This window comes from Bacillus nitratireducens (genome assembly GCF_036320425.1).
GTDB lineage: Bacteria > Bacillota > Bacilli > Bacillales > Bacillaceae_G > Bacillus_A > Bacillus_A nitratireducens.
Genome location: NZ_JAUMJO010000004.1, coordinates 389,341 through 410,320, shown reverse-complemented (window position 1 = coordinate 410,320; position 20,980 = coordinate 389,341). Strand labels below are relative to the sequence as shown.

Annotated in this window: 16 protein-coding genes, 2 pseudogenes, 1 riboswitch and 1 other annotated feature (1 of these 20 cut by a window edge); of the genes and pseudogenes, 3 read left to right on the top strand and 15 right to left on the bottom strand. The window is 31.9% G+C overall.

Annotated features, from left to right (window positions below):
• Nucleotides 1–55 (bottom strand) — a binding site (T-box leader); it reaches 202 nt to the left of the window's first position.
• A 187-nt stretch (nucleotides 56–242) separates the two neighbouring features.
• From Q3V31_RS17690 to Q3V31_RS17660, 7 genes are all read right to left on the bottom strand, one after another.
• Entirely contained in the window at nucleotides 243–2,381 is a 2,139-nt protein-coding gene (locus tag Q3V31_RS17690) for a penicillin-binding protein (protein ID WP_000549367.1), read from the bottom strand.
• 236 nt (nucleotides 2,382–2,617) lie between these two features.
• Nucleotides 2,618–3,217, bottom strand: coding sequence for an undecaprenyl-diphosphatase (locus tag Q3V31_RS17685; RefSeq protein ID WP_001011952.1), 600 nt, complete (start codon nucleotides 3,215–3,217; stop codon nucleotides 2,618–2,620).
• Between the two features lie 273 nt (nucleotides 3,218–3,490).
• Entirely contained in the window at nucleotides 3,491–4,480 is a 990-nt protein-coding gene (locus tag Q3V31_RS17680; RefSeq protein WP_000644504.1) for a zinc-binding dehydrogenase, read from the bottom strand.
• Nucleotides 4,481–4,625: 145 nt separating this feature from the next.
• The gene (locus Q3V31_RS17675) at nucleotides 4,626–6,044 is read right to left on the bottom strand and encodes a HAMP domain-containing sensor histidine kinase (RefSeq protein ID WP_329765679.1); all 1,419 of its coding nucleotides are present in this window, start codon (nucleotides 6,042–6,044) and stop codon (nucleotides 4,626–4,628) included.
• Nucleotides 6,041–6,715, bottom strand: coding sequence for a response regulator transcription factor (locus Q3V31_RS17670; protein WP_001186132.1), 675 nt, complete (start codon nucleotides 6,713–6,715; stop codon nucleotides 6,041–6,043). Before Q3V31_RS17670 ends, Q3V31_RS17675 begins: the two co-directional genes overlap by 4 nt.
• A gap of 12 nt (nucleotides 6,716–6,727) precedes the next feature.
• The gene (locus Q3V31_RS17665) at nucleotides 6,728–7,258 is read right to left on the bottom strand and encodes a hypothetical protein (protein ID WP_090813489.1); all 531 of its coding nucleotides are present in this window, start codon (nucleotides 7,256–7,258) and stop codon (nucleotides 6,728–6,730) included.
• Nucleotides 7,259–7,367: 109 nt separating this feature from the next.
• Nucleotides 7,368–7,886: a GrpB family protein gene (locus Q3V31_RS17660; RefSeq protein ID WP_000348750.1), complete on the bottom strand. Its 519-nt coding sequence runs from the start codon at nucleotides 7,884–7,886 to the stop codon at nucleotides 7,368–7,370.
• Nucleotides 7,887–8,012: 126 nt separating this feature from the next.
• Here Q3V31_RS17660 and Q3V31_RS17655 point away from each other — a divergent pair, with 126 nt between their 5' ends.
• Both Q3V31_RS17655 and Q3V31_RS17650 read left to right on the top strand, forming a co-directional pair.
• Entirely contained in the window at nucleotides 8,013–8,894 is an 882-nt protein-coding gene (locus tag Q3V31_RS17655) for a protein kinase (RefSeq protein WP_000651938.1), read from the top strand.
• A gap of 47 nt (nucleotides 8,895–8,941) precedes the next feature.
• Nucleotides 8,942–10,261 (top strand): sensor histidine kinase, encoded by a 1,320-nt coding sequence (locus Q3V31_RS17650; RefSeq protein ID WP_139265921.1) that lies wholly within the window; start codon nucleotides 8,942–8,944, stop codon nucleotides 10,259–10,261.
• Nucleotides 10,262–10,364: 103 nt separating this feature from the next.
• On the opposite strand, the gene Q3V31_RS17645 is transcribed toward Q3V31_RS17650, so the two are convergent.
• The 4 genes from Q3V31_RS17645 to Q3V31_RS17630 all read right to left on the bottom strand — a co-directional run bounded on the left by Q3V31_RS17645 (nucleotide 10,365) and on the right by Q3V31_RS17630 (nucleotide 13,651).
• Nucleotides 10,365–10,463 (bottom strand): YjcZ family sporulation protein, encoded by a 99-nt coding sequence (locus Q3V31_RS17645; protein WP_000007808.1) that lies wholly within the window; start codon nucleotides 10,461–10,463, stop codon nucleotides 10,365–10,367.
• A 135-nt stretch (nucleotides 10,464–10,598) separates the two neighbouring features.
• Complete coding sequence (locus Q3V31_RS17640) at nucleotides 10,599–11,399, bottom strand: energy-coupling factor transporter transmembrane component T family protein (RefSeq protein WP_090813492.1); 801 nt, start codon at nucleotides 11,397–11,399, stop codon at nucleotides 10,599–10,601.
• Nucleotides 11,392–13,092 carry an ABC transporter ATP-binding protein gene (locus Q3V31_RS17635; protein ID WP_090813493.1) on the bottom strand — a complete coding sequence of 567 codons (1,701 nt, stop codon included), beginning with the start codon at nucleotides 13,090–13,092 and terminating at the stop codon, nucleotides 11,392–11,394. The genes Q3V31_RS17640 and Q3V31_RS17635 overlap by 8 nt, the downstream gene beginning before the upstream one ends.
• A 10-nt stretch (nucleotides 13,093–13,102) precedes the next feature.
• Nucleotides 13,103–13,651 carry an ECF-type riboflavin transporter substrate-binding protein gene (locus tag Q3V31_RS17630; protein WP_001038270.1) on the bottom strand — a complete coding sequence of 183 codons (549 nt, stop codon included), beginning with the start codon at nucleotides 13,649–13,651 and terminating at the stop codon, nucleotides 13,103–13,105.
• Between the two features lie 139 nt (nucleotides 13,652–13,790).
• Nucleotides 13,791–13,906, bottom strand: a riboswitch (SAM riboswitch).
• A gap of 150 nt (nucleotides 13,907–14,056) precedes the next feature.
• On the opposite strand from Q3V31_RS17630, the gene Q3V31_RS17625 reads away from it, so the two are divergent.
• The gene (locus Q3V31_RS17625) at nucleotides 14,057–14,740 is read left to right on the top strand and encodes an aspartate/glutamate racemase family protein (RefSeq protein ID WP_139265922.1); all 684 of its coding nucleotides are present in this window, start codon (nucleotides 14,057–14,059) and stop codon (nucleotides 14,738–14,740) included.
• Nucleotides 14,741–14,789: 49 nt separating this feature from the next.
• On the opposite strand, the gene Q3V31_RS17620 is transcribed toward Q3V31_RS17625, so the two are convergent.
• The 4 genes and pseudogenes from Q3V31_RS17620 to Q3V31_RS17605 all read right to left on the bottom strand — a co-directional run bounded on the left by Q3V31_RS17620 (nucleotide 14,790) and on the right by Q3V31_RS17605 (nucleotide 20,690).
• Entirely contained in the window at nucleotides 14,790–15,968 is a 1,179-nt protein-coding gene (locus Q3V31_RS17620; protein ID WP_329765678.1) for a macrolide family glycosyltransferase, read from the bottom strand.
• 255 nt (nucleotides 15,969–16,223) lie between these two features.
• Nucleotides 16,224–16,513: pseudogene (gene lepB / locus Q3V31_RS17615) on the bottom strand (signal peptidase I).
• A 77-nt stretch (nucleotides 16,514–16,590) separates the two neighbouring features.
• Nucleotides 16,591–18,717 carry a peptidoglycan D,D-transpeptidase FtsI family protein gene (locus Q3V31_RS17610; protein WP_329765776.1) on the bottom strand — a complete coding sequence of 709 codons (2,127 nt, stop codon included), beginning with the start codon at nucleotides 18,715–18,717 and terminating at the stop codon, nucleotides 16,591–16,593.
• Nucleotides 18,718–18,903: 186 nt separating this feature from the next.
• Nucleotides 18,904–20,690, bottom strand: a pseudogene (locus tag Q3V31_RS17605) (ATP-binding protein).
• Nucleotides 20,691–20,980 lie beyond the last annotated feature (290 nt).

Genomic DNA, 20,980 nt, shown 5'->3' with positions numbered 1-20,980 from the left:
ATGGAGCTCTCTGTGAAAAATACATTTTATTTACTCTTCTCTTCATTGCATGTAATTTTATCCATATTATCATAGAGGTTTTATATTGTAAATGATTTAAAAGAATAATCTGTTTTTTCCAAACGGAGCATCCCTTATAATTTTTTGTGTTTTTTTATTTAATACAAAATACGGTGCGTGAAATTGCTTGTAATTTTATTAAAAAGAGCCCATTATGTTCTAGGCTCTTTCGAAATTCTATATTAATCTGCACTTGCTTCTGCTAATGGTTCTAGAGGTGGTTCTAAATCTATTTTTAAAGTAGCTCCTTCTTGTATAACTTGTCCTTTTTCAATACTTTGCCCGGTTACATACCCTGTGCCTATTGTTTTTAAATCTAATTTCAGAAGCTTGGAGAAATACATAACATCGCGCATTGACCAACCTTTTAAATTAGGCATTTCCACATTATTCCCTACTAGAAATATACGATCTCCTTCACTCATTATTTCGCCAGGCTGCGGATATTGTTTTATTATCTTTCCTTCTCCTAATAATACTGGCTGAAGTTTTTCTTTTTCTATAATATTTTTTATTGTATCTATCGATTGGTTCACATAATTTTGTACTTTTATTTCAGCCTGCTTCGTTGCATCAGTCATTTGTTTTTCTGTATATGGTTTCACTTTTAAATATTCTAGACTATTTTTCATAACTGGTTTAAAAATTTCAGAAAGAGGCTGAGCGCCGTACTCATCGCCCTTTAATTTCGGTTGTTTAATAGCTAAATATACAACTAATTGCGGATCATCAATCGGAGCCATCCCTAAGAAAGAAAAAATATAATTTTCTTTCCCTTCCATATATCGTCCATTTTCAGGATTAGGGATTTGCGCTGTTCCTGTTTTACCGCCAATTGAATACCCATCAATTTTATACATCGTTCCCGTTCCTTTTGATGAAGTTATTACTCGCTCCATTAAGCCCCTAACCTTTTCTGATGTTTCTTTTTTTATCGGATTCCCAATTTCTTTAGGTTGATTTTCCATAATAACTTGTTTATTTGTTGGATTTACAACCTTATCAACAATATAAGGTTGCATCATTTTCCCGTCATTTGCTATAGCTGTGGCTGCTTGTATTATTTGAATAGGAGTTACAGTAGATCCTTGGCCGAAAGAAGTAGTAACTTGTTGAATTTGAGTATTTAACAATAATGTATTTTTACTTTCTCCGGGCAAATCTATACCTGTTTTTTGATTGAACCCAAATTTATTCATATATTGCTTAAATTTATTTGGTTTCAGTAATTGGTCTTCTAAAATAGAAAAGGCGACGTTTGATGACCTTTCAAACCCTTCATCAAATGTAATTGAGCCCCATCCATATCCGCCATTATGATCTTTGATTTCTGCTGAACCAACTGCGTATTTTCCTGATTGGAAATATTCTTTTCCGTTGTATACACCTTCATTTATTGCGGCAGCTAATGTGAATATTTTCATTGTGGACCCTGGCTCATATGCGTTCGCAATTGGATCATTTAAAAAATATTCAATGTCTCCTTTGTTAGGATTATAACTAGGCTTACTAGACATTGCTAAAATTTGCCCGGTTTTTGGATCTGCTATAATACCTACTAACATAGAAGGATCATAGTGTTGCTCAGCTTTATTCATCGCTTCTTCTAAAAAACTATCAATTTGTTTATCTAATGTAAGGTATACGTTGTTCCCATTTTTAGCAGGTTCTACTTTTCCTATATCATTTGTAAGTGGGATTCCTTTTCGTGAACCTACATATGAAACATTACCATTTGTAGAGCGCAAATATTTATCTAAACTTTCTTCAAGCCCAAACTTCCCCACCGCATTACCTTTATCGTCTGGTCTTGCAAAACCAAGTATATACGAGGCGAAATCTTCATTTGGGTATACTCTGGCTTTTTCTGTTGTAAACGATACACCTGGTATTTTCAAATTTTTAATTTCTTCCTTCGCTTCTCTAGATAAGTTACGTCCAATTTTACCAATTTCAACTTGCGTACGTCCTTCATGAAAATTTTTCATGATCTCCTCTTTATCAATTTCAAGCGCATCTGCTAAACGTTGTGCAGTATCTTCTTTATCTTTTAATTTATCTTTTCCTTTTAAGTTTACAACGATGCGATATGTCGTTGAGTCTTGGACTAATACTTTACCGTTTTGATCATAAATTGTCCCGCGATTTGCCTCTAAAACTCCATTTATGTTTTGTTGCTCCTTCGCAAGATCCTTTACATTAACATCATGCACGACTCCTACCGCTTGAATATAAAATATGCGTAAAAGCATAGTAAGAAACAAAACAATAAAAGCAATCATCATATATCGAGCGCCTTTATTCGTTTGAAGTTTATGCATATTTATCTCCTTTCTTTTCCAATGTATTAATGCAAAGATGTGTTACTAAATATGTTCTTTATTATATTAGATACTATATTTTTCGAAGTTTTTTTAGTAATTCCTCTATAACTATAAGAAAACTAGCTATGTTACTACTTGTTTTTTATTAATTTATCTTTTTAAAATAAAAATACGGTAAGTGAAATTTAAGAAATTTCAAATAAAAAGAACCTACTTTTTGTAGGTTCTTCAGATTAAGCTATATGGTTATATTTCGCTAAAAAAGGCACCCGTTTTGCTACTAGTGCATACATTTTAAAAATAAAACTTGCTAACGGTTCAAATATACGTGCACTTTGCATTACTAATCCACTTGTAATAAATGTTAAGAACGCAGCACCAAGTATATCTAGAGGATAATGAACGCCTACGTACATGCGTGATACACCTACTAATATTGCCCATATTAACGCGATATATTTAAGGTTTTCTCCTCTAAGAATAAATACGAAAGCAATCGAAAATACAAGCACAGAATGATCACTTACAAATGATGAATCTGCTGCATGCGGTACTAATTGATTTACATGATGTGTTATAAAAGGACGCGGATGGTAATATACCGCATGTATAAGAACATTTACTAATAATGCAATACTGACTGAAAGTGTCGTATATAACACTGTATATTGTTTTCTAATTGCATTCTCTTTCTTTCCATTATTGAACCATAGGATAAGCATGAATAGAATAGCTACATATGGAACACTATTTGTAATAGCGATCATTAGCGTATCTAATAGCTTGGATGATCCAGCAAAGTTATTAATCCATTGAAATACTGTGAAATTCATAGTACTCTCTCCTTATTATTACTCATTGTACTTTAAATAAAGATACAAGTGTTCTTGATTTACACAGTATACAACATCAATATGAAAATGGGCTTAAACTTTTCTCATCTAATTCTCATTTTATTACTATTCATTTGACAATCGTGTAACTATTTACAAGAGCTAAGTATGTATAAAGGTTGTAAAACATTTTAAATAGTATGATAAACACTCTATGCATGAATATAATACTTAACATGTTCATTTAAATATACTGTAAACGAAATCATATTTTCATTCCATACGAAGGGCAATATTACCGAATTGTTCTCCTTGCTGCATTCGATTTAAAGCTTGGATTGCTTCTTCAATTGGATATACTTTATCAATAATTGGTTTAATATTATGTTTCTCTATAAAATGAACCATCTCATTAAATTCTTCACAGCTCCCCATTGATGTTCCCATAATATCGATTTGATTATAAAATAATGCTCGTAACGGTAATTCAATTTTATCCCCTGAACTTGCACCAAAATTAACAATTCTTCCGTTTGGTTTTAATACATCAAAATATTTCAAGAAAGTCGCCGGACCTATACTATCTATAATTAAATCTACTTTTTCTCCATGTAGGCACTCTTCCCAAATACCAGAGCTATTAAATGAAAAGTCTGCACCATAGTTTTCTGCAGCCTTTCTTTTGTCCTCTATCCTTGAAGTAACACTTACCTTTGCTCCAATTGCTTTAGCAAATAACATAGCATAAGTAGCTACACCACCGCCAATTCCCGGAATTAGGACATGTTCTTCAGGTTTTAATCTACCTTTTGTAAAAAGCGCTCTATATGCAGTTAATGCGGATAAAGATAATACACCAGATTCTTCCCACGTAAGATAAGATGGCTTTTTTACTACATTTTCAGCCGGCACAATAACATATTCGGCAAACGTTCCATCGGCTGGTCCGCCTAGTACTTCAGGTAACTCTGGTATTTCATGAGTATTATTCCAGCCAATACTAGGATTTATTATAACCTCTGTATGTAGTGCGATATTTGAAACATCCTCTCCTAATTCCGTAACAATACCTGCACCATCTGATCCTAAAATTAAAGGTAATTCCATATTTTTTCTATTATTCATTATAAATAAATCACGATGATTTAAACCTGCTGCTTTTAATCTCACTTTAACTTCCCCAACATTAGGTGTTATCTCAGGTGAAAATTTATATTTTAAACCTTCTATTCCATTTTTATGTTGATGTACAATAGCTTTCATTAATTATTCCCCCTTAATCCTTTCAATGTACTTTAAATATCGAAATAAATAAAATAATTTGATTACTAAGCATCAAAAAAGGAGGAAATACAAAATGTATTCCTCCTTTTAAAAAGTATTTTCAAAAAGAATTTTTTACCTTTAACTATTCATGTGTAGTATCAGGAAATGTAATTGTAACAATTGTTCCTTCGTTTTCTTTACTCTCTAATTGAATAGCTCCGTTATATTTTTCTACAAGCCCTTTTGCAATTGATAAACCTAGCCCATTTCCACCTTGTTTTCGGCTTCTCGCTTTATCGACTCTATAAAAACGGTTAAGAACAAATGGTAAATCTGCTTCAGGTATTCCTGTCCCATGATCTATTATTCGGATTTTAATTTTTCCTGACCGCATACTTGATTCAATGCAAATATACTTATTAGCTTCTTTTGTATATTTCACTGCATTATCCATTACAATAATGATTATTTGTTCTAAGTAAGATGATGGTATTGAAACATACGCTTCATCTGCATCCAATTTCATATCAAATTGAAAGTCAGTTTGCAGCATTGCAAAGTTTTGTGTAACTTGTTTTAATACGCTATTAACATGGACTTGTTCAGATGCTATAGGATGCATCTGTTCTGATTCCGCTCTTGATAGCTCTAGCAGTTCTGAAACTAATTTATTTAATCGATCTACTTCTTTTAAACTGGATTGAAGGGATTTATCCAATACTGCTGGATCATTTTTCCCCCATCGATTTAGCATCGATAAGTGCCCTTGAATAATTGTTAATGGTGTTCTTAATTCATGTGATGCGTCCTCTACAAACTGTTTTTGCTGTGTAAAAGAAGTTTCTACTTCATTCATCATTTCGTTAAAAAGAATCGATAATTTTGCAAGTTCGTCATTATTTTCTCGTACTGGAACCCTTTCATTTAGTCCATTTTTCTTAATACGCTTCATCGTTTCTGTTATGTTCTGAACACTCGATAAAAGCTTTTTCGTTATAAGTATTCCGCCTAAAAAACTAAACACTAATCCACATATTCCTGCAATAGCCATTACTACTAAAATTATTTTTAACAAATGATCAAATGTCTCTAAGTTTTTCGCAAGCTCAATAGTTCCAGTAAATTTCTTTGTTTGAATGGGTATACGCTCAACTAATATTCGATCTTCTATATGTCTTTTTATAAATGATTCATCTTGCGTAACCATTTTGGGTTCTATCCACATTTCATTAAAATCTCTCGAAACGGTGACAATAGGTTTTCCGTCATTTCCTATAATACGAATCATTTGATGCTTATCGATCATGTTGTTTAGAAATTCTTTACTATTTTCAAATGTTTTGCTCGAGAGCGTATCATTTTTATCTTGAAAATATGCCGCTATTTCTGTCACTTGTCTGTTTATTTGTTTCTGTTCATAATCTATAGTCCACTTATTAATAACAATGAATTGTAACGTGCTATACAAAATAAACAAAATGAATACGAGTGCAGTGGACCAAAGTGTTAATTTCCACTTTATAGGTAGATTTCGAATCCGGTACATAATATTCTTTATCATTTCATTATATATCCAGCACCGCGTACTGTTTGGATATACTCCTCCTTATCTACACTATGTAACTTATTACGTAAGTAACGAACGTATACATCGACTATATTTGTCTCGACCATTGCATCATATCCCCATACTTGATCCAGTAAAATATCACGGGTAAGAACTCGATTAATATTTTTCATAAACATAAATAATAGCTCAAATTCTTTATTTGTAAGTTCAATTTCTTCATTTCCTTTAGTTATAGTTCGAGATTCAATCTGAAGCTGTAGATCTTTAAACGTAAGAAATGATGGGTGTTTCTGCTCTGTATTTTCTTCGCGCCTAAAAATAACTCTCATACGTGCTAAAAGTTCTTCTATCGCAAACGGTTTTGGAAGGTAATCATCAGCCCCACTATCTAACCCTGTCACACGATCCATAATACTATCACGAGCAGTCAACATGATAATAGGTGTATTTTTAGTTGCTCTTAATCGCCGACATACTTCCAGCCCATTTAATCCTGGTAGCATTAAATCAAGTAATATGAGATCGTAATTCTTTTCAAGTGCTGCGTCTAATCCTTTTCGTCCATCAAATTGTATATCTACTTTATATCCTTCATACTTTAATTCCAATTCTAAAAAGTCCGCTAAACTTTCTTCATCTTCAATAATTAGTATTTGTTGCAACGATACTTCCTCCTATACGATTAAATGAATAATTAATCCTATTGCGAATATAACCGCAATGAATTGATGTACTTTTCGATACATCTTCAATTTTGTTTTCTGATTAGATTTCTGTAAAACAAATCCTGCAATCCCTAATGCTATTAATGTAAAAAGAGAAAATATACCACTGTATATTAGTAAAATATGCCGATTTCCTTTTATTAAAAAGTAAACACCGTGAGTTGTCGCAACAGCTATTACAGCGCATCCAATTAATACGTGAAACTGTTTTATAAAAAGATACAGCTCTTTAATTATTTTAAATCCGTGCATATTTCTCTTCTTTAAAAACAACCATATTTGACGTAAGAACCATAATGATGCAGCTATAATTGCACCATATTCACCAATAGATCCTAATTTCTTATTTAACCATTGAACATTTAATAAGTTCCCGTACAAAACATTAATAAATAGTAATTCCACACTGCAAATAATGATAGTGATTCCTATTATTTTAACGTACATATGAAAATATTTATTTCTTAGTATCTTCTCCATTTTATTTAATCCCCTTTTGACTCAAAAGCTCTATAATCAGCAGTGTATCAAGTAAAAGAGAGAATAACATGAGAGAAAGATTAAAATAAAATGAGAATCTGCAAATTACTTATATTTTGTTTATATCCTTTTTGGCCAATTCTAATATGTTGCAAATAAACGGTGCTTTTGCATTTGTATATGAAACACGATCAAAAGGATATGAAGCAGCAAGCATCTCTTTTAACACTCTATATTCTTCACGTGCCCAATCATGGTTTTTTAGAAAGTCTCGAAATAAAAGGTTGTTCTTCCATTCTTCACTATTATAAATATAAACATGTAAATGGTGGGTACCAGCTCTCCATTTCCCTTTTCTAAAAAAACGCCAATTAGGTGTTTTTTTAGGAACATATTCATAGCCAATTTCTTCTAGGTCTTCCCTCCAATTTTCGGTAATTTGTAAATTTGTTACGCCGATCATCATATCAATAAGAGGTTTAGCCCCTAACCCTTCTACGGCTGTGCTTCCTATATGTTCAATAGCAATAATTTCTTCATGGAGTAACGGCACAATTTTATTTTTTTCATTTAAAAACTCTGTATGCCAATATTGTTGGTACGGTTTAATTATGATTTTTCCATCCATATTCTTTCCTCCTTATAACTGCACATTATTATATCTATAAAATTTAAGTTTATAAACATAGGGATTTCACAAAATATGTCGAATACTGTAATGGACAACTTAATTATATTAAATTTGAGGTGAATTATGAAAGATATTCCAGTTGAAATTCAGTTAGATACTATAACATTCCAACTAAAAAAACATCATAATTTTGATTGGCTTACAAAACTAGGTACAGTATTTGCGGTTTTTGACCAACAAGATTCCGGTAATATAAGTTTTGGTGTTGAAAAGAATGGGAAAAAGAACTTTATTAAATATGCAGGAGCACAAACACTCGCATATAATGCTTCTACAAATGAAGCTATAAAAAGATTAAAAAGCTCAGTTACTATATACAATGAATTAAAACACGTTTCTCTTATAAATTTAATCGATCACTACCCTGTACAACATGGATATGTTTTAATTTTTGATTGGTTTGACGGTGAATGTCTTCACCCGCACTGGAGTTTCCCACCCCCAGCAAAATATAATGATCCTAACTCACCATTTTATAAATATAAGAAATTATCCGTTAAAAATAGGCTAATTTCATTAAATTCTATTTTTAATTTCCATGCTTACGTTGAACAAAAAAACTATGTAGCTATTGATTTTTATGACGGGAGTATTTTGTACAACTTTAAAACTAATGAAACAAAAATTTGTGATATTGATTTATACAGTAACAAACCATATGTAAATAAGATGGGGCGAATGTGGGGATCATCTCGTTTTATGTCACCTGAAGAGTTTCAACTTAATGCTATAATAGACGGGAAAACGAATGTATTTAATATGGGGGCTATGGCTTTCGCACTATTAGGTGGCGGGCAAGATCGTTCCTTTATGAAATGGGAAGCTAGTGAAGGCCTATATGAAGTCGCATACCGTGCTATAAATGAAAATCGTAGTGAGCGCTATGCGTCAATGGAAGAGTTTAATAATGTATGGTTAAAAGTATATAACGCTGAAAAGCTATAAAAACTACATACATTATAAAATGTGTATATAAAACTTGTACTTTTTTAATGTATAATACATATGGGATTGAAATTCAGGATAACGGGGCATGTATTATGAACTTTGTTTACATTAATCAAAATGTTTTAAATAATCTTCTATATATTTTAAGTAGTATATTTGTTTTTTATTTTATTTATGATAGTGGATACTTTAGGAAGAAATATAAGAAACTGCTTATCATTCTTTGTACGAGCATCCCACTAATTTTATGTATGCGATACCCCATCTATATGGATGAAAATTGTATTCACGATTTAAGACAAATCCCCTTTTTAATTGGTACACTTTATGGTGGATTTCCTGTCGGTATTGCATTACTCATGATTTTGTTAATAACACGTTTTATGTTTTATGGTTTTAGCTTGTTAACAATCCTTGTGTATGGAACGATGTTAATAATTACAGCATTCGCATCATCAAAATTTAATACATACAATAGAAAAATGAAAGTAGCTTCATCCATGTTTTTAACTTTTTTCCTTGCAGTGTTTACAACAGTAATTGTGTTAACTCTATCGGATTTTGAAGTGAATAATTTGTACATTATTTATTTCATTCTATTACCAACTATTTTAATATTATTTATGATTTATTTTAATGAAGTTTTAAAAGATGCAATATGCATGCGATCAAAATTAATAAAAGTTGAAAAAATGGAGATTGTCAGTCAACTCGCTGCAAGTATTTCACATGAAGTACGGAACCCCTTGACGGTTGTAAAAGGATTTACACAACTTTTAAAAACACCCAATATAACCCAACAATCCAGAGATGAGTATATTGAACATATACTTGAAGAATTAAATCGTGCACAGGCAATTATTGATGATTACTTAACTTTTGCCAAACCCGCTTCAGAAAAACTAGACTGTATTTCAGTGGAGCACGAGTTACATCGAGTTATAAAAATGATATTGCCTTTATGTAATATGAATAATATTAATATTACACAAGAGTTCTCTGAAGGAATAATTATTGGTAATACACAGAACTTCCATCAATGTTTTTTAAATTTAATAAAAAACAGTATAGAAGCAATGCCAAGTGGCGGTAACCTAATTATTTCTGCAACTGTTAGTAATAATAAGGTCATAATACGGATTGAAGATAGTGGAATTGGAATGTCGCAAGAGCAAATTAATCGATTTGGCGAACCATATTTTAGTACAAAAACGAAAGGTACTGGTTTAGGAACAATGGTTGCTGTAAAAATTATCGAAACGATGCGAGGCACATTGAAAATCCAAAGTGTTATCAATAAAGGAACTACCTTAACTATCACTTTACCTAAATGCAATAATGAGGAGATTTCGTATAATAAATGAAAAAGGAGCTATTAAGCTCCTTTTTCATTTATTTCGATACAAAACGTATCTACTATGTTTTTTTAGTTTACATTTAGAAGAGACTAATTAGAAATTAGTACCCTTAGCTCCAACAGCTACATCCAACAATAATTAATAAAATAAATAACACAACTAATAAAGCGAAACCTCCACCAAAACCACAAGAACCACCGAAACTCATATTTTCTCCTCCTTTTGGTTTGAAAACTAATAGGTAGTTGATCATTTTAACTGGTTCGTATTATACAGTATGTGTATCTCCTTTTTTTGAGCATGTCTTCATAAAAATTAGTAAAAGCACTCTATTGAGAGCGCTTTAAAATGGGTACCAGAAACTTTGGAATACATTCAGCTTTAAGTAAACTGCAATAACCAAAATGATAATACCAACAAAAAGTGTGATGTAATCCTCCTTTTGTGCGTTCTTTGCATAGTACCACGTTCGTTTATCCTTTTTTCCAAAACCTCTTAAATCCATTGCATTTGAAACAGTATCAATCCTTTCTAATGAATGAATAATAAGTGGCCAAAAAATTAAAACACGGTTTTTCATACGAATCCACAAGCTCGCTTCTCCTTTTTCAAAAGGTACGCCTCTTGCTTCCTGTGCGTGTCTAATGATTATATATTCAGATTGAATGCTTGGTATATAACGTAGTGCAATATTTATTGCATATGTAATTTTATAAGGAACAGCAAATTTATTTAAGCTGCTCACAAATTCACTTGGATGAGTTGTATAAATAAAAAGAAGTGTAAATGGTAATAACGTAAAATATTTCAATGAAAGTGTAGCTGCATAAAATAAAGTTTCATATGTAATTGTTGCATAACCTATATAAAAAAAAGAGGTATACGATCCCGTTAATTCCGATCCATGGGTGGGCGTAATGAAAAGAATCATAACGGAATTTAATAAACTAAATGTAAATATAACGCTGAAAATAACTATAATTTTACGCAATTGAATTTTTGCAATTAAGAGGCCGCTACATCCAATAATAAATAAAATTAGCAATATACGAAAATCAAAAAATAAAAAAGTAAGTGTCATACAAAATATAAATAAAGATAATTTAATTGCACCATCCATACGATAAAAATACGTATTATGCATATTCCTCCCTCCTATTAGCCTCAATGTAAAGTTTTACAAATGTTTCTGGAGTTGAAATTCCACTTAATTTAGCTAGTTTTATTAATGAAATCTCCCGTAGATTAGCTCTTTGTAACACTCGTTGATCCCCTAAAACAGCAGATACAGTATTGTCCGCAATAATTTTCCCTTCATGCAGAACTACCGCTCGATCTGCATATTCTAAAGCAAGATTCATATCGTGTGTGATAATAATAAAGGATATGCCCCTTTCAGCCAGTTTTCTAATAAACGACATAAACTGTTTGTAATGGTAATAATCTTGTCCAGCCGTCGGCTCATCTAATACAATAAGTTTTGGGTTTGTTATAAGTACAGATGCAATAGTAAGCCTCTTTTTTTGTCCATAGCTTAATGCCTGAATTGGCCAGTTACGAAATGGATATAATCCACAAATTCTTAAAGGTTTTTCGACTCTTGTCTCAATCTTATCTTTAGAAACCTTTTTTAATTTTAATGAGTATGAAACCTCTTCTAAAACAGTAGGCTGTGTAATCATTTGATTTGGGTTTTGCATAACGTAAGAAATAATTTCCCCGCGTTTACGAATAGACCAAGAATTTATATTTTCTCCATCAAATGTTATTCTCCCATTCTTTGTTTTATTTATTCCTATAAGAGTATGAGCTAATGTCGATTTCCCTGCTCCATTATGACCCAATAACGCTATTATTTCTCCCTCTCCTATTGAAAGGTTGATATCTTCTAAGGCTGTATGTTTGTTATTGTACGTATAAGATAAATTTTCTATCTTGCATAAGGCTTTTTTAATATATTTGTTTTTTGATGAATCTTGCTTCTGCATCCAGTTCTTTAATAGGCTATGAACGTCTTCATTACGAAGATTTTTAATTGGAAATGCCCTAACATTGTTACTGTCAAAATTTAATTTCTTTAGCGCCTCTATATAAATAGGTTCTCTTAGTCCGATATTTGGTAATATATTAGAATTTAAAATACTATCTGGTGAACCAATGGCAATAACTTCTCCCTCATCTATTAAAATAATTTTATCTAAATCAAGGTTTAAAATTTCTTCTATTCGATGTTCAATAATTACAATTGTTTTATTATATTTCTCATTTATATCTTTAATGAGTTCTATTGTATTCAAACTACATGCAGGATCCAAATTAGCTAACGGTTCATCAAATAATAATATACCTGCATTTGTCGTTAGCAGACCTGCAAGAGAGACTGTCTGTTTTTGACCTCCTGATAATTCATGCGGACTTTGTGTATGAAAGTCCTGCATGCTTACCTTTTTTAAAGAATCCGTAACAATCTTTCTCATTTCTATTTGATTTACACAATCGTTTTCTAATGCAAATGCTACATCCTCTTCGACAGTAAGGCCTATAAATTGTGAATCTTGATCTTGTAATATTGTCCCTACGTGTTTACTCTGTTCAAAAACACTACCTTTTCTCGGATCCTTTCCAGCTATTAAAATGTTACCGGTACTTATCCCTTCGTAAGAAAATGGGATTAGTCCATTTATACAATGAGCTAATGTTGACTTACCTGAACCACTTCGTCCAGCGATAAGTACCTTTTCCCCAGGATATATTTGAAATGTAATATTTTTTAAAGTAGGCTGCGTGGCATGCCTATATTGAAAGGTAAATTGTTCAAAAGAAATAATTGGTTGCATGTATTCATCCCTACTTTTCAATTTTTAAATGTGTATGTTTCTTATTTGATTTCGCTAAGCCGATCGTGATTGGTAAGCCAAGAACTAAAAATACGATAACGTCTGCAATTGTTGCGCCTAGTACTTGTATAACTATTTTGTCAAACGGTTCTCCCATCACAATAATATCGAATGCCCCAGCAAATATAATAGCAATGACAATACCGATTAACCCTGTAATTGCAAAATAAGAAATATCACGGTTATTATACGTTCCATGTTTTACACTAAAACCAACTCTTTTTTGTATGAGTCCCATTGCAAAACCAATAATACCTGAACTAATAACCCATCCCCACCAAATACCCCAACCAGCGATCGTATCTGTAACGGAATGACCGATGAGTCCTATTAAAAGTCCTGCTACTGGGCCAAATAATGCTCCAAAAACGGTTAAAATAGCCAATGCGGGTTTAATAAATGTATTCGGTGCGATAGAAAATCCCCAAAGCCCTAATACCCCGTATAAAGCTGCTCCAATTCCAATAGCTACTACTAGCTTTGTCGTTAATTTGTTCATTACAATTCCCCTCTCGTATTATTCAACTTTTAATACTCTATATTTATTTTGAAAATGAATTATGCATCGACACTTCCTTTCTATACAACAAAAAATGACCTCTTAAATAAGAGGTCATTTTCTTTCACGTACAAGAATCCCCTTATCTTTCAAAAAACACATAGTGTCCTCTGCGGAATTAGCACCTTCCTATGTAATTACATAGGGGTTGCTGAGGTTTCATAGGGCCGTTCCCTCTACCTCTCTGGATAAGTATGTATTTGTAATCTGTATTATGGCACTAACAACAAATAATTTCAATACTTTTCTTACTATTTTTATTTTTCGATAAATAGTTCATTTAAATCATTGTATTCTTATCGGAATTGTGAAATAATGAATTCAAAATTGTTACGGGAGGAATGCATGATGAAAGTAATTGGCTTAATTGGCGGACTAAGTTGGGAATCAACATCATTGTACTATAAACATATTAATACACTTACTCTCTCTAAATATAATCAAAATGCGAAGCTTGTTTTATATAGCATGGACTTTGGGGAGGTAACTACATTATTGCAAAACCATCAATATGAAGAAGTGAAAAATGAATTAGTCACGGTAGCAAAAAAGGTAGAAAACTCAGGAGCTGAATGTTTACTAATGTGTTCTAATACTGTACATCTATTTGCTGAGGAAGTAGAACAAGCAATATCAATCCCACTTCTTCATATCGGTGATGTAAGTGCTAAAGAAATGGTAGAACAGAATATAAAACGGATCGGATTATTAGGAACGAAACAAACGATGGAACAAGATTTTTATACATCACGACTAGCAAAATATAAAATTGAGACAATTATCCCAAATGACGAAGAAAGAACTTTTATCCATCACGTCATATTAAATGAATTAAGTAGAGGAATTATTTCAGAAACATCAAAAGAAAAACTAATACAAATTACCAATTCATTAATTCAAAATGGTGCGGAAGGAATATTACTAGGCTGTACTGAAATACCATTGCTTATTTCCAAAAATGACCTTTCTGTTCCTGTTTTTGATACTGCTTTTTTACATGCAAATACTGCTGTACAATTTGCTGGATAATAATATAAAAGCATACAGGTAGAGCCTCTATGCTTTTATATTGTCCGAACTATTTATTTAAAAGAGCATCAATGACTGCAATGGCTCTTTTGGAACCACCACACTCTAAAAAACTTTCATTCAATTTTCGAATGCCATGTCTATACTTTTCATTTGAAAGAACATCTGTTACTGCCTTTTTTAAAGTTTGCACATTAACATGCTCTTTCAATAATCTATGTGCTGCCTCAAGCTCAGTTAATCTTTGCGCTATCATAGGTTGATCTTTATCATGCGGTATTATCACAAATGGGACATTATAATGGATTGCATCGTGCACACTATTCATTCCACCATGTGTAATAAAAACATCTGCTTCACTTAATATTTCTGATTGAGGTACGTAAGGGGTTATAATAAAGTTGTCTGGCGATTGCTTAATTTTTGAAATATCATTTCTATCACCGATCGCCATTACTACAATCCCTTCGAAATTTAAAAAAGCATCAATACAAGTATTAAAAAATGGTTCGAGCCCTTCGAGAAGTGTTCCCATTGAAATATAAATAACTTTCTTTTTTGAAAGCAATTCAAGTGGAAACTTTACATTTGTTTTGCGCTTTATAATACTCGGTCCAATAAAAATATTGTTTTCTCCGAACGAATCGCTATTAGGTTGAAAATAACGACTTGTATACACGAGACTAATATCTCCCTTATTATGCATAAATTGAAGATTATTTTTGGGCTTTACTCCAAATTCATGTTCCATTTGATACAGTAACTTTTCAGAGAGTTCATCGGGTTGGAATTGTATTTCTGCATTTGGATGAAAAGGCAAGGTTTCCAATAATACTGGTGGAATTAAAAATATAGGAGAGGAAACTATGCCTGGAACTTGTAAATATTCCTTTACTAACTCTCCAGCACCAAATATATCATAAACTACGAAATCAAAATTAATGCTTTTACATAATCGTTTCGTAATTTCTAATATGTATAAAGAAGTTTGAACATGTACATGAAAGAAAGATTTTAATCCATATGAAGTTTCATTATCAATAGAAATCTCCTTTAATAAATCCGGATGAGTATGTACAATAGCTCCCAAAACTTCAAGCCTTTCCTTAAAGCTTTCCGTTGTAATATAGTGTACGTTATCACCTCTTTCAGTATAGGCCTTTACTAAACTTAATGTAGGATTTACATGTCCCTCTGCAGGAAAATTAACTATTAAAATATTCATCATTTATTTCTCACTCCTTACAATTCAATGTTCTCTTATTAATCGTACTGTTATTATTACAAGCAACCTTCCCTTAATAGTCCCAATATACTTACTACTTTAGGTTGATAAATAATTATCAGACATCGGAAAAGGCATCTACATAAGTAGATGCCTAACTGTGATAAGGAGTGTTCTGTGAGGTTAGGATAAGCTTTTCTGCTTGTCCTATGCTATCAATATATGAATTATTTTATAAAACGTGAATAGTTAATAGAATTATTTTAACCATTTTATTTGATCAAATGGATAATATACCATTTTTACTTTACCTATTATATGTGACTCATCAATTAGTCCAAGCGTATTCCTACTATCTTTACTATGATTTCGATTTTCAACTAACACAAATAATTTATGCGTGGGAACTTTCATTTCTCTACAGTTTGAAAAATCGAAATTCCTTCTACCATACAAAATAAAAATGACTTATTAATAAAAATAATTCCTATTATAATTAAAATATAGCTACATATTTTTCTCCAATCTTTTAGAATCAATTGCTTTATATATACCTCATTTCTAATCTATTCGTATGTAAAAAACGCCTCTAGTTCATATAATTGCTAGAGACGTTTCGTATATTTTAATTCTCTTTAGAGTCATCTATTTTTGGTACTTCGCCAGCTAATCGCTTATTTTTTAAATCAAAATAAGCATCTAAAACTTCTTTTCCAATATCAGAGTTAATACCAGACTTATCATCTATAACCCATGGTACTACAACGGAAAATGCTACTTCTGGATCATCATATGGCGCATATCCTGCTAATGTTAAATTATAGCATTCTCTACGATCGCCTTTCTCATTTCTCCCAATATCACTTTCTCCACCGTATACAGTCTGTGCAGTTCCTGTTTTGCCAGCTGGTTTATATGGTGCTTTTTGGAACGCCCTTACTCCCGTTCCATCCCCTTCTTGGAATACTCTTCTAAATCCTTCTTTTACTTGATTGATATATTCTTCTTTCATATCAATTCTATTTAAAACAACGGGCTCTATTGCATGCACCACTTTACCGATTTCATCCTTTTGAGCGGTTTGCTCTCTAACCTCTTGAACAATTTGTGGCTTCATTCGATATCCACCGTTTGCGATTGTTGAAATATACTGTACAAGCTGAAGCGGTGTATACGTGTCATACTGGCCAATTGAGTAGTCTAATAAAAAACCTGGCTGGTTATCTTTTTTACCAATTTGTCCAGCCGTTTCATTCGGTAAATCGATGCCTGTTGGAACACCTAATCCAAATTGCCTGAAATAATACCTCATTTCATCAAAGTATTCCTGTTTAATATTTAATGAACTATTTTTCACATAATCCACACCTGCAATTTTTAATGCTGTATTAAACATATAAACGTTTGAAGAAACTTGTAACGCTCTTAAATCATCTATATTTCCAAACTCTTTCCAAGACTTCTTCTCCTTAGTACCTTTAAACTTCATAGGTGCATCATAAAAATAAGTACCTGGTGTTATAGCTTTCGTTTCGAAACCAGTCAATATTGTTGCACCTTTAACAGTTGATCCAAGCTCATATGAACTTGTCATTGTACCTAAAGCATAATCTTCAATCTCTGTTTTCCCGTCTTTTTCTACTAACTTTTTCCCTGCCATTGATAATACTTGACCATTTTTCGGATTCATCATTACAACGAAAGCACGGTCCAACATCGATTCTGAACCTTTATAGGCCTTTAATATTTTTTCTATGCTCTCTTCTACTTTTTTCTGTAATTCCATATCAATTGTTAACGTTAAATTCTTGCCGCTTTTCCCTGCAGAAACTGTTTCTGTTCTAATTGTATTACCTTGTTTATCAGCAACGCTTCTTACTTCTTTTTTTGTACCATGAAGTACATCTTCGTATTGCTGCTCGATATAACTTTTTCCAACCCTATCATTTCGGCTATAATCACGTACCAAGTAGTAATCTAATCGTTCAATTGGTAATCCTTCATCGGCATTAGAAACATTTCCAAGAACGGATCGGAATAATCCATCATTTACATAAACTCTCTCCCAATCAACCGATACGTCTACACCTGGGAGATTCGCTAAACCTTCACTAATTATTGTAAATTCCTTTTCACTAACATCTTTTTTTATAATTTGTGGCGCCATTTGATAACCTGAAGTCATTTTACTTTTAATAGCTAACACTTCTATGTCTTTTGCTGTTAATTCCTGAAGATCTTTATCTGTAACTCGTTTTCTTTTTAACTCTTCTATTTTTTTATCTAGCTTCTTACCGCTAATACCCTTCTCTCTAAATGTATCTATTTCTTTTTTAGATACTAGATTTTCAGCAAGTTTTGGATTTAATTGCATCCAAAAATCTTTCTTATCCGTCTCGGTTAACTTATCTATATCTTCTTGCGGCATTTCAATTATTTCTGCAAGTTGTCTTGCAGTTTTTAGCATTTCTTCCGATTTTACACCTTTCACCTTTGTATATGTAATCGTACGTAAAGACTTATTGTCCACTACTGGATTCCCTTCACGATCATAAATTTTGCCGCGTGGTACTGTCAGACTAACAGTTGCATTCTCTCTTTTTTCTACTTCATTCTTATATGTTTCTCCATCGAAAATTTGCACTTTACCTAACTGGATTATAATTCCAGAAAATAATAAAAATACGCAAAAGAATAAAATATTTAACCGTATAGGTAGTGCTCTACCACTTTTCTCTTTTTTCTTTTTCACCACGTAATAATCTCCTTCCAACCACACTTTCATTAAAATATATAAATATCAATATAATATTAAAAACTTAATAGTAATTTAAAAAATAGTTAAGAAAAGGTAAAGTTTACTAAATTTAATATAAAAATATGCGATAAGAAAGGGCTTAGTATTCACTAAGCCCTTTCTTATCGCATATTAAATTTATTAAGAGTTAGAAATAGAACGAAGCGTTATACATCTACCCTTACTCTTGGATTTATATTTGCACTTTGAATTTTTGGTAAAAAAATAGTTACAGTTGTCCCAACACCAACATCACTCATAATACTTATGGTTCCTTGATGACTTTCAACAATTTTGTAACTTAACATCAATCCAATTCCTGTCCCCTTTTCTTTCGTACTATAAAAAGGTTCACCCAATCTTTTTATTCTTTCCTCTGGTATTCCTATGCCTTCGTCGACTACAGCTATAATTACGCCATCTTCATTTATTTCTTTCATATGAATAGAAATCTTACCACCATCAGGCATTGCTTCGATTGAATTTTGCAAAATATTAATAAATACTTGTTTCAATTGATTTTCGGAGCATTCAATAGCTAGTTCGTCGGAATCTGCAAATAACTCAACTTGAATATTCGTCATAATTGCTTTTGTGTTCATTAAAGAAACAACATTTTTAAATACTTGATAAATATTTTTCTCTTCAGTTGAGATTTCATCTGTTTTAGCAATCGATAAAAACTCTTGAAGGATCACTTCAATTCTCTCGATTTCAGAAAGCATAAGGTCAAAATATCTTTCTTGATCTTCTTTGTTAATTTGGAATAATTGAATAAACCCTTTTATTACCGTTAGTGGGTTCCTCACTTCGTGAGCCACACCGGCTGCTAATTGTCCAATTGCTGCAAGTGTATCTGATTTATTTAGCAATTCTTCTGCCTTTTTCCGCTCTGTAATATCGCGGACAATGATCATAATTTTATCTTGTAATAATGGTAAACATCTAGCTTCAAAGAAATCGATGCTTCCATTAATTGTTAGAGGATATTCTACAATTACATTCTTTCCTTCTTCTTTCAATTGGCGAATTGCTTCTTGAAATTGCTGTGCTACTGGAGACGGTAATATTTCGTAAAACTTTTTTCCCATAAAAGCTTCTGCGGGTACGTAAAATTTTGTAGGAGATCCTGCTTTATAATCTATAATTGTCCCATCGTCTTCTGTTAAAAAACATAAATCTGGTAAAGCTTTAAAAATTAATTCTAATTCAGACGTTTGTTGTTTTAATTGCCCTTCTATCGCTTTTAAATGTGTAATATCTACCCCAACAGCCCAGTAACTAAATCCTGTTACAGGAAACTGCTCAGATATATTGGACCACATTATCGTTTTAATTTCACCATTTTTACATGTTAAACTCATTTCCCAATCTCTAAAATTTTTTCCACGAGTCAAAAATTTATTTTGTATTTGATGGCGATAATTATGGTCAGGATACAGTAATTGAAGAGCTTTTGGATTCCCAATTATTTCATCAGCAGTATAACCTGTTACAATCTCGCATTCTCGATTCCACAAAACAAAATCTCCATTATAGTCAAGCGCATCAACCATAACAGGCATGTTTTGTAAGATCGTATGTAGTTCTTCCTCTTTTCGAGAAAGTAACGATGTATTTTTACTTTGAACTGCTTTTTTCACCCCATCTATAATGAGGTTAGAGAGCATTTCAAAATATTTTTGGCAATTGAAAATTTCGCTTCGTTTGGACCATACAACAAAAGATCCTAAATATTGATTGTATAAGAAAAGGGGGATTTCGATTTTGGGAAGTTTACATACTTTCATTTCATTAATTCCAAATGAAAATATACATTCGTTTTCAGCATCAAGAAGTTGATGTGATATGTTGGTTAAGTTATAAAATTGTTCTGCCATGGTTTCTATTGTACTCACATCAATAAGTTCCATTAGCCGCGCATTCATTCCTTTTTCACCTCTATATGTAAAATTTATACAAATTCAAAATTCATACTTCTTCATTATACGAAGAAAGTGCTCCTAGGTATATAGCTATAGAATAATTATTCGAACAAATTCTATTTTTCAATTAAAAACAGAAAATAATATGGGAGTGTTACGCGCTGCTAGCAGCAGTATAAAAATACAAAAAATATAAAGTTCATAAAATTTTCACAATTATTATGAAAAATATAAACATTTATTCCAATATATTCTATATAATAAAATGTAATAAGGCTTCTATGAATCTCATA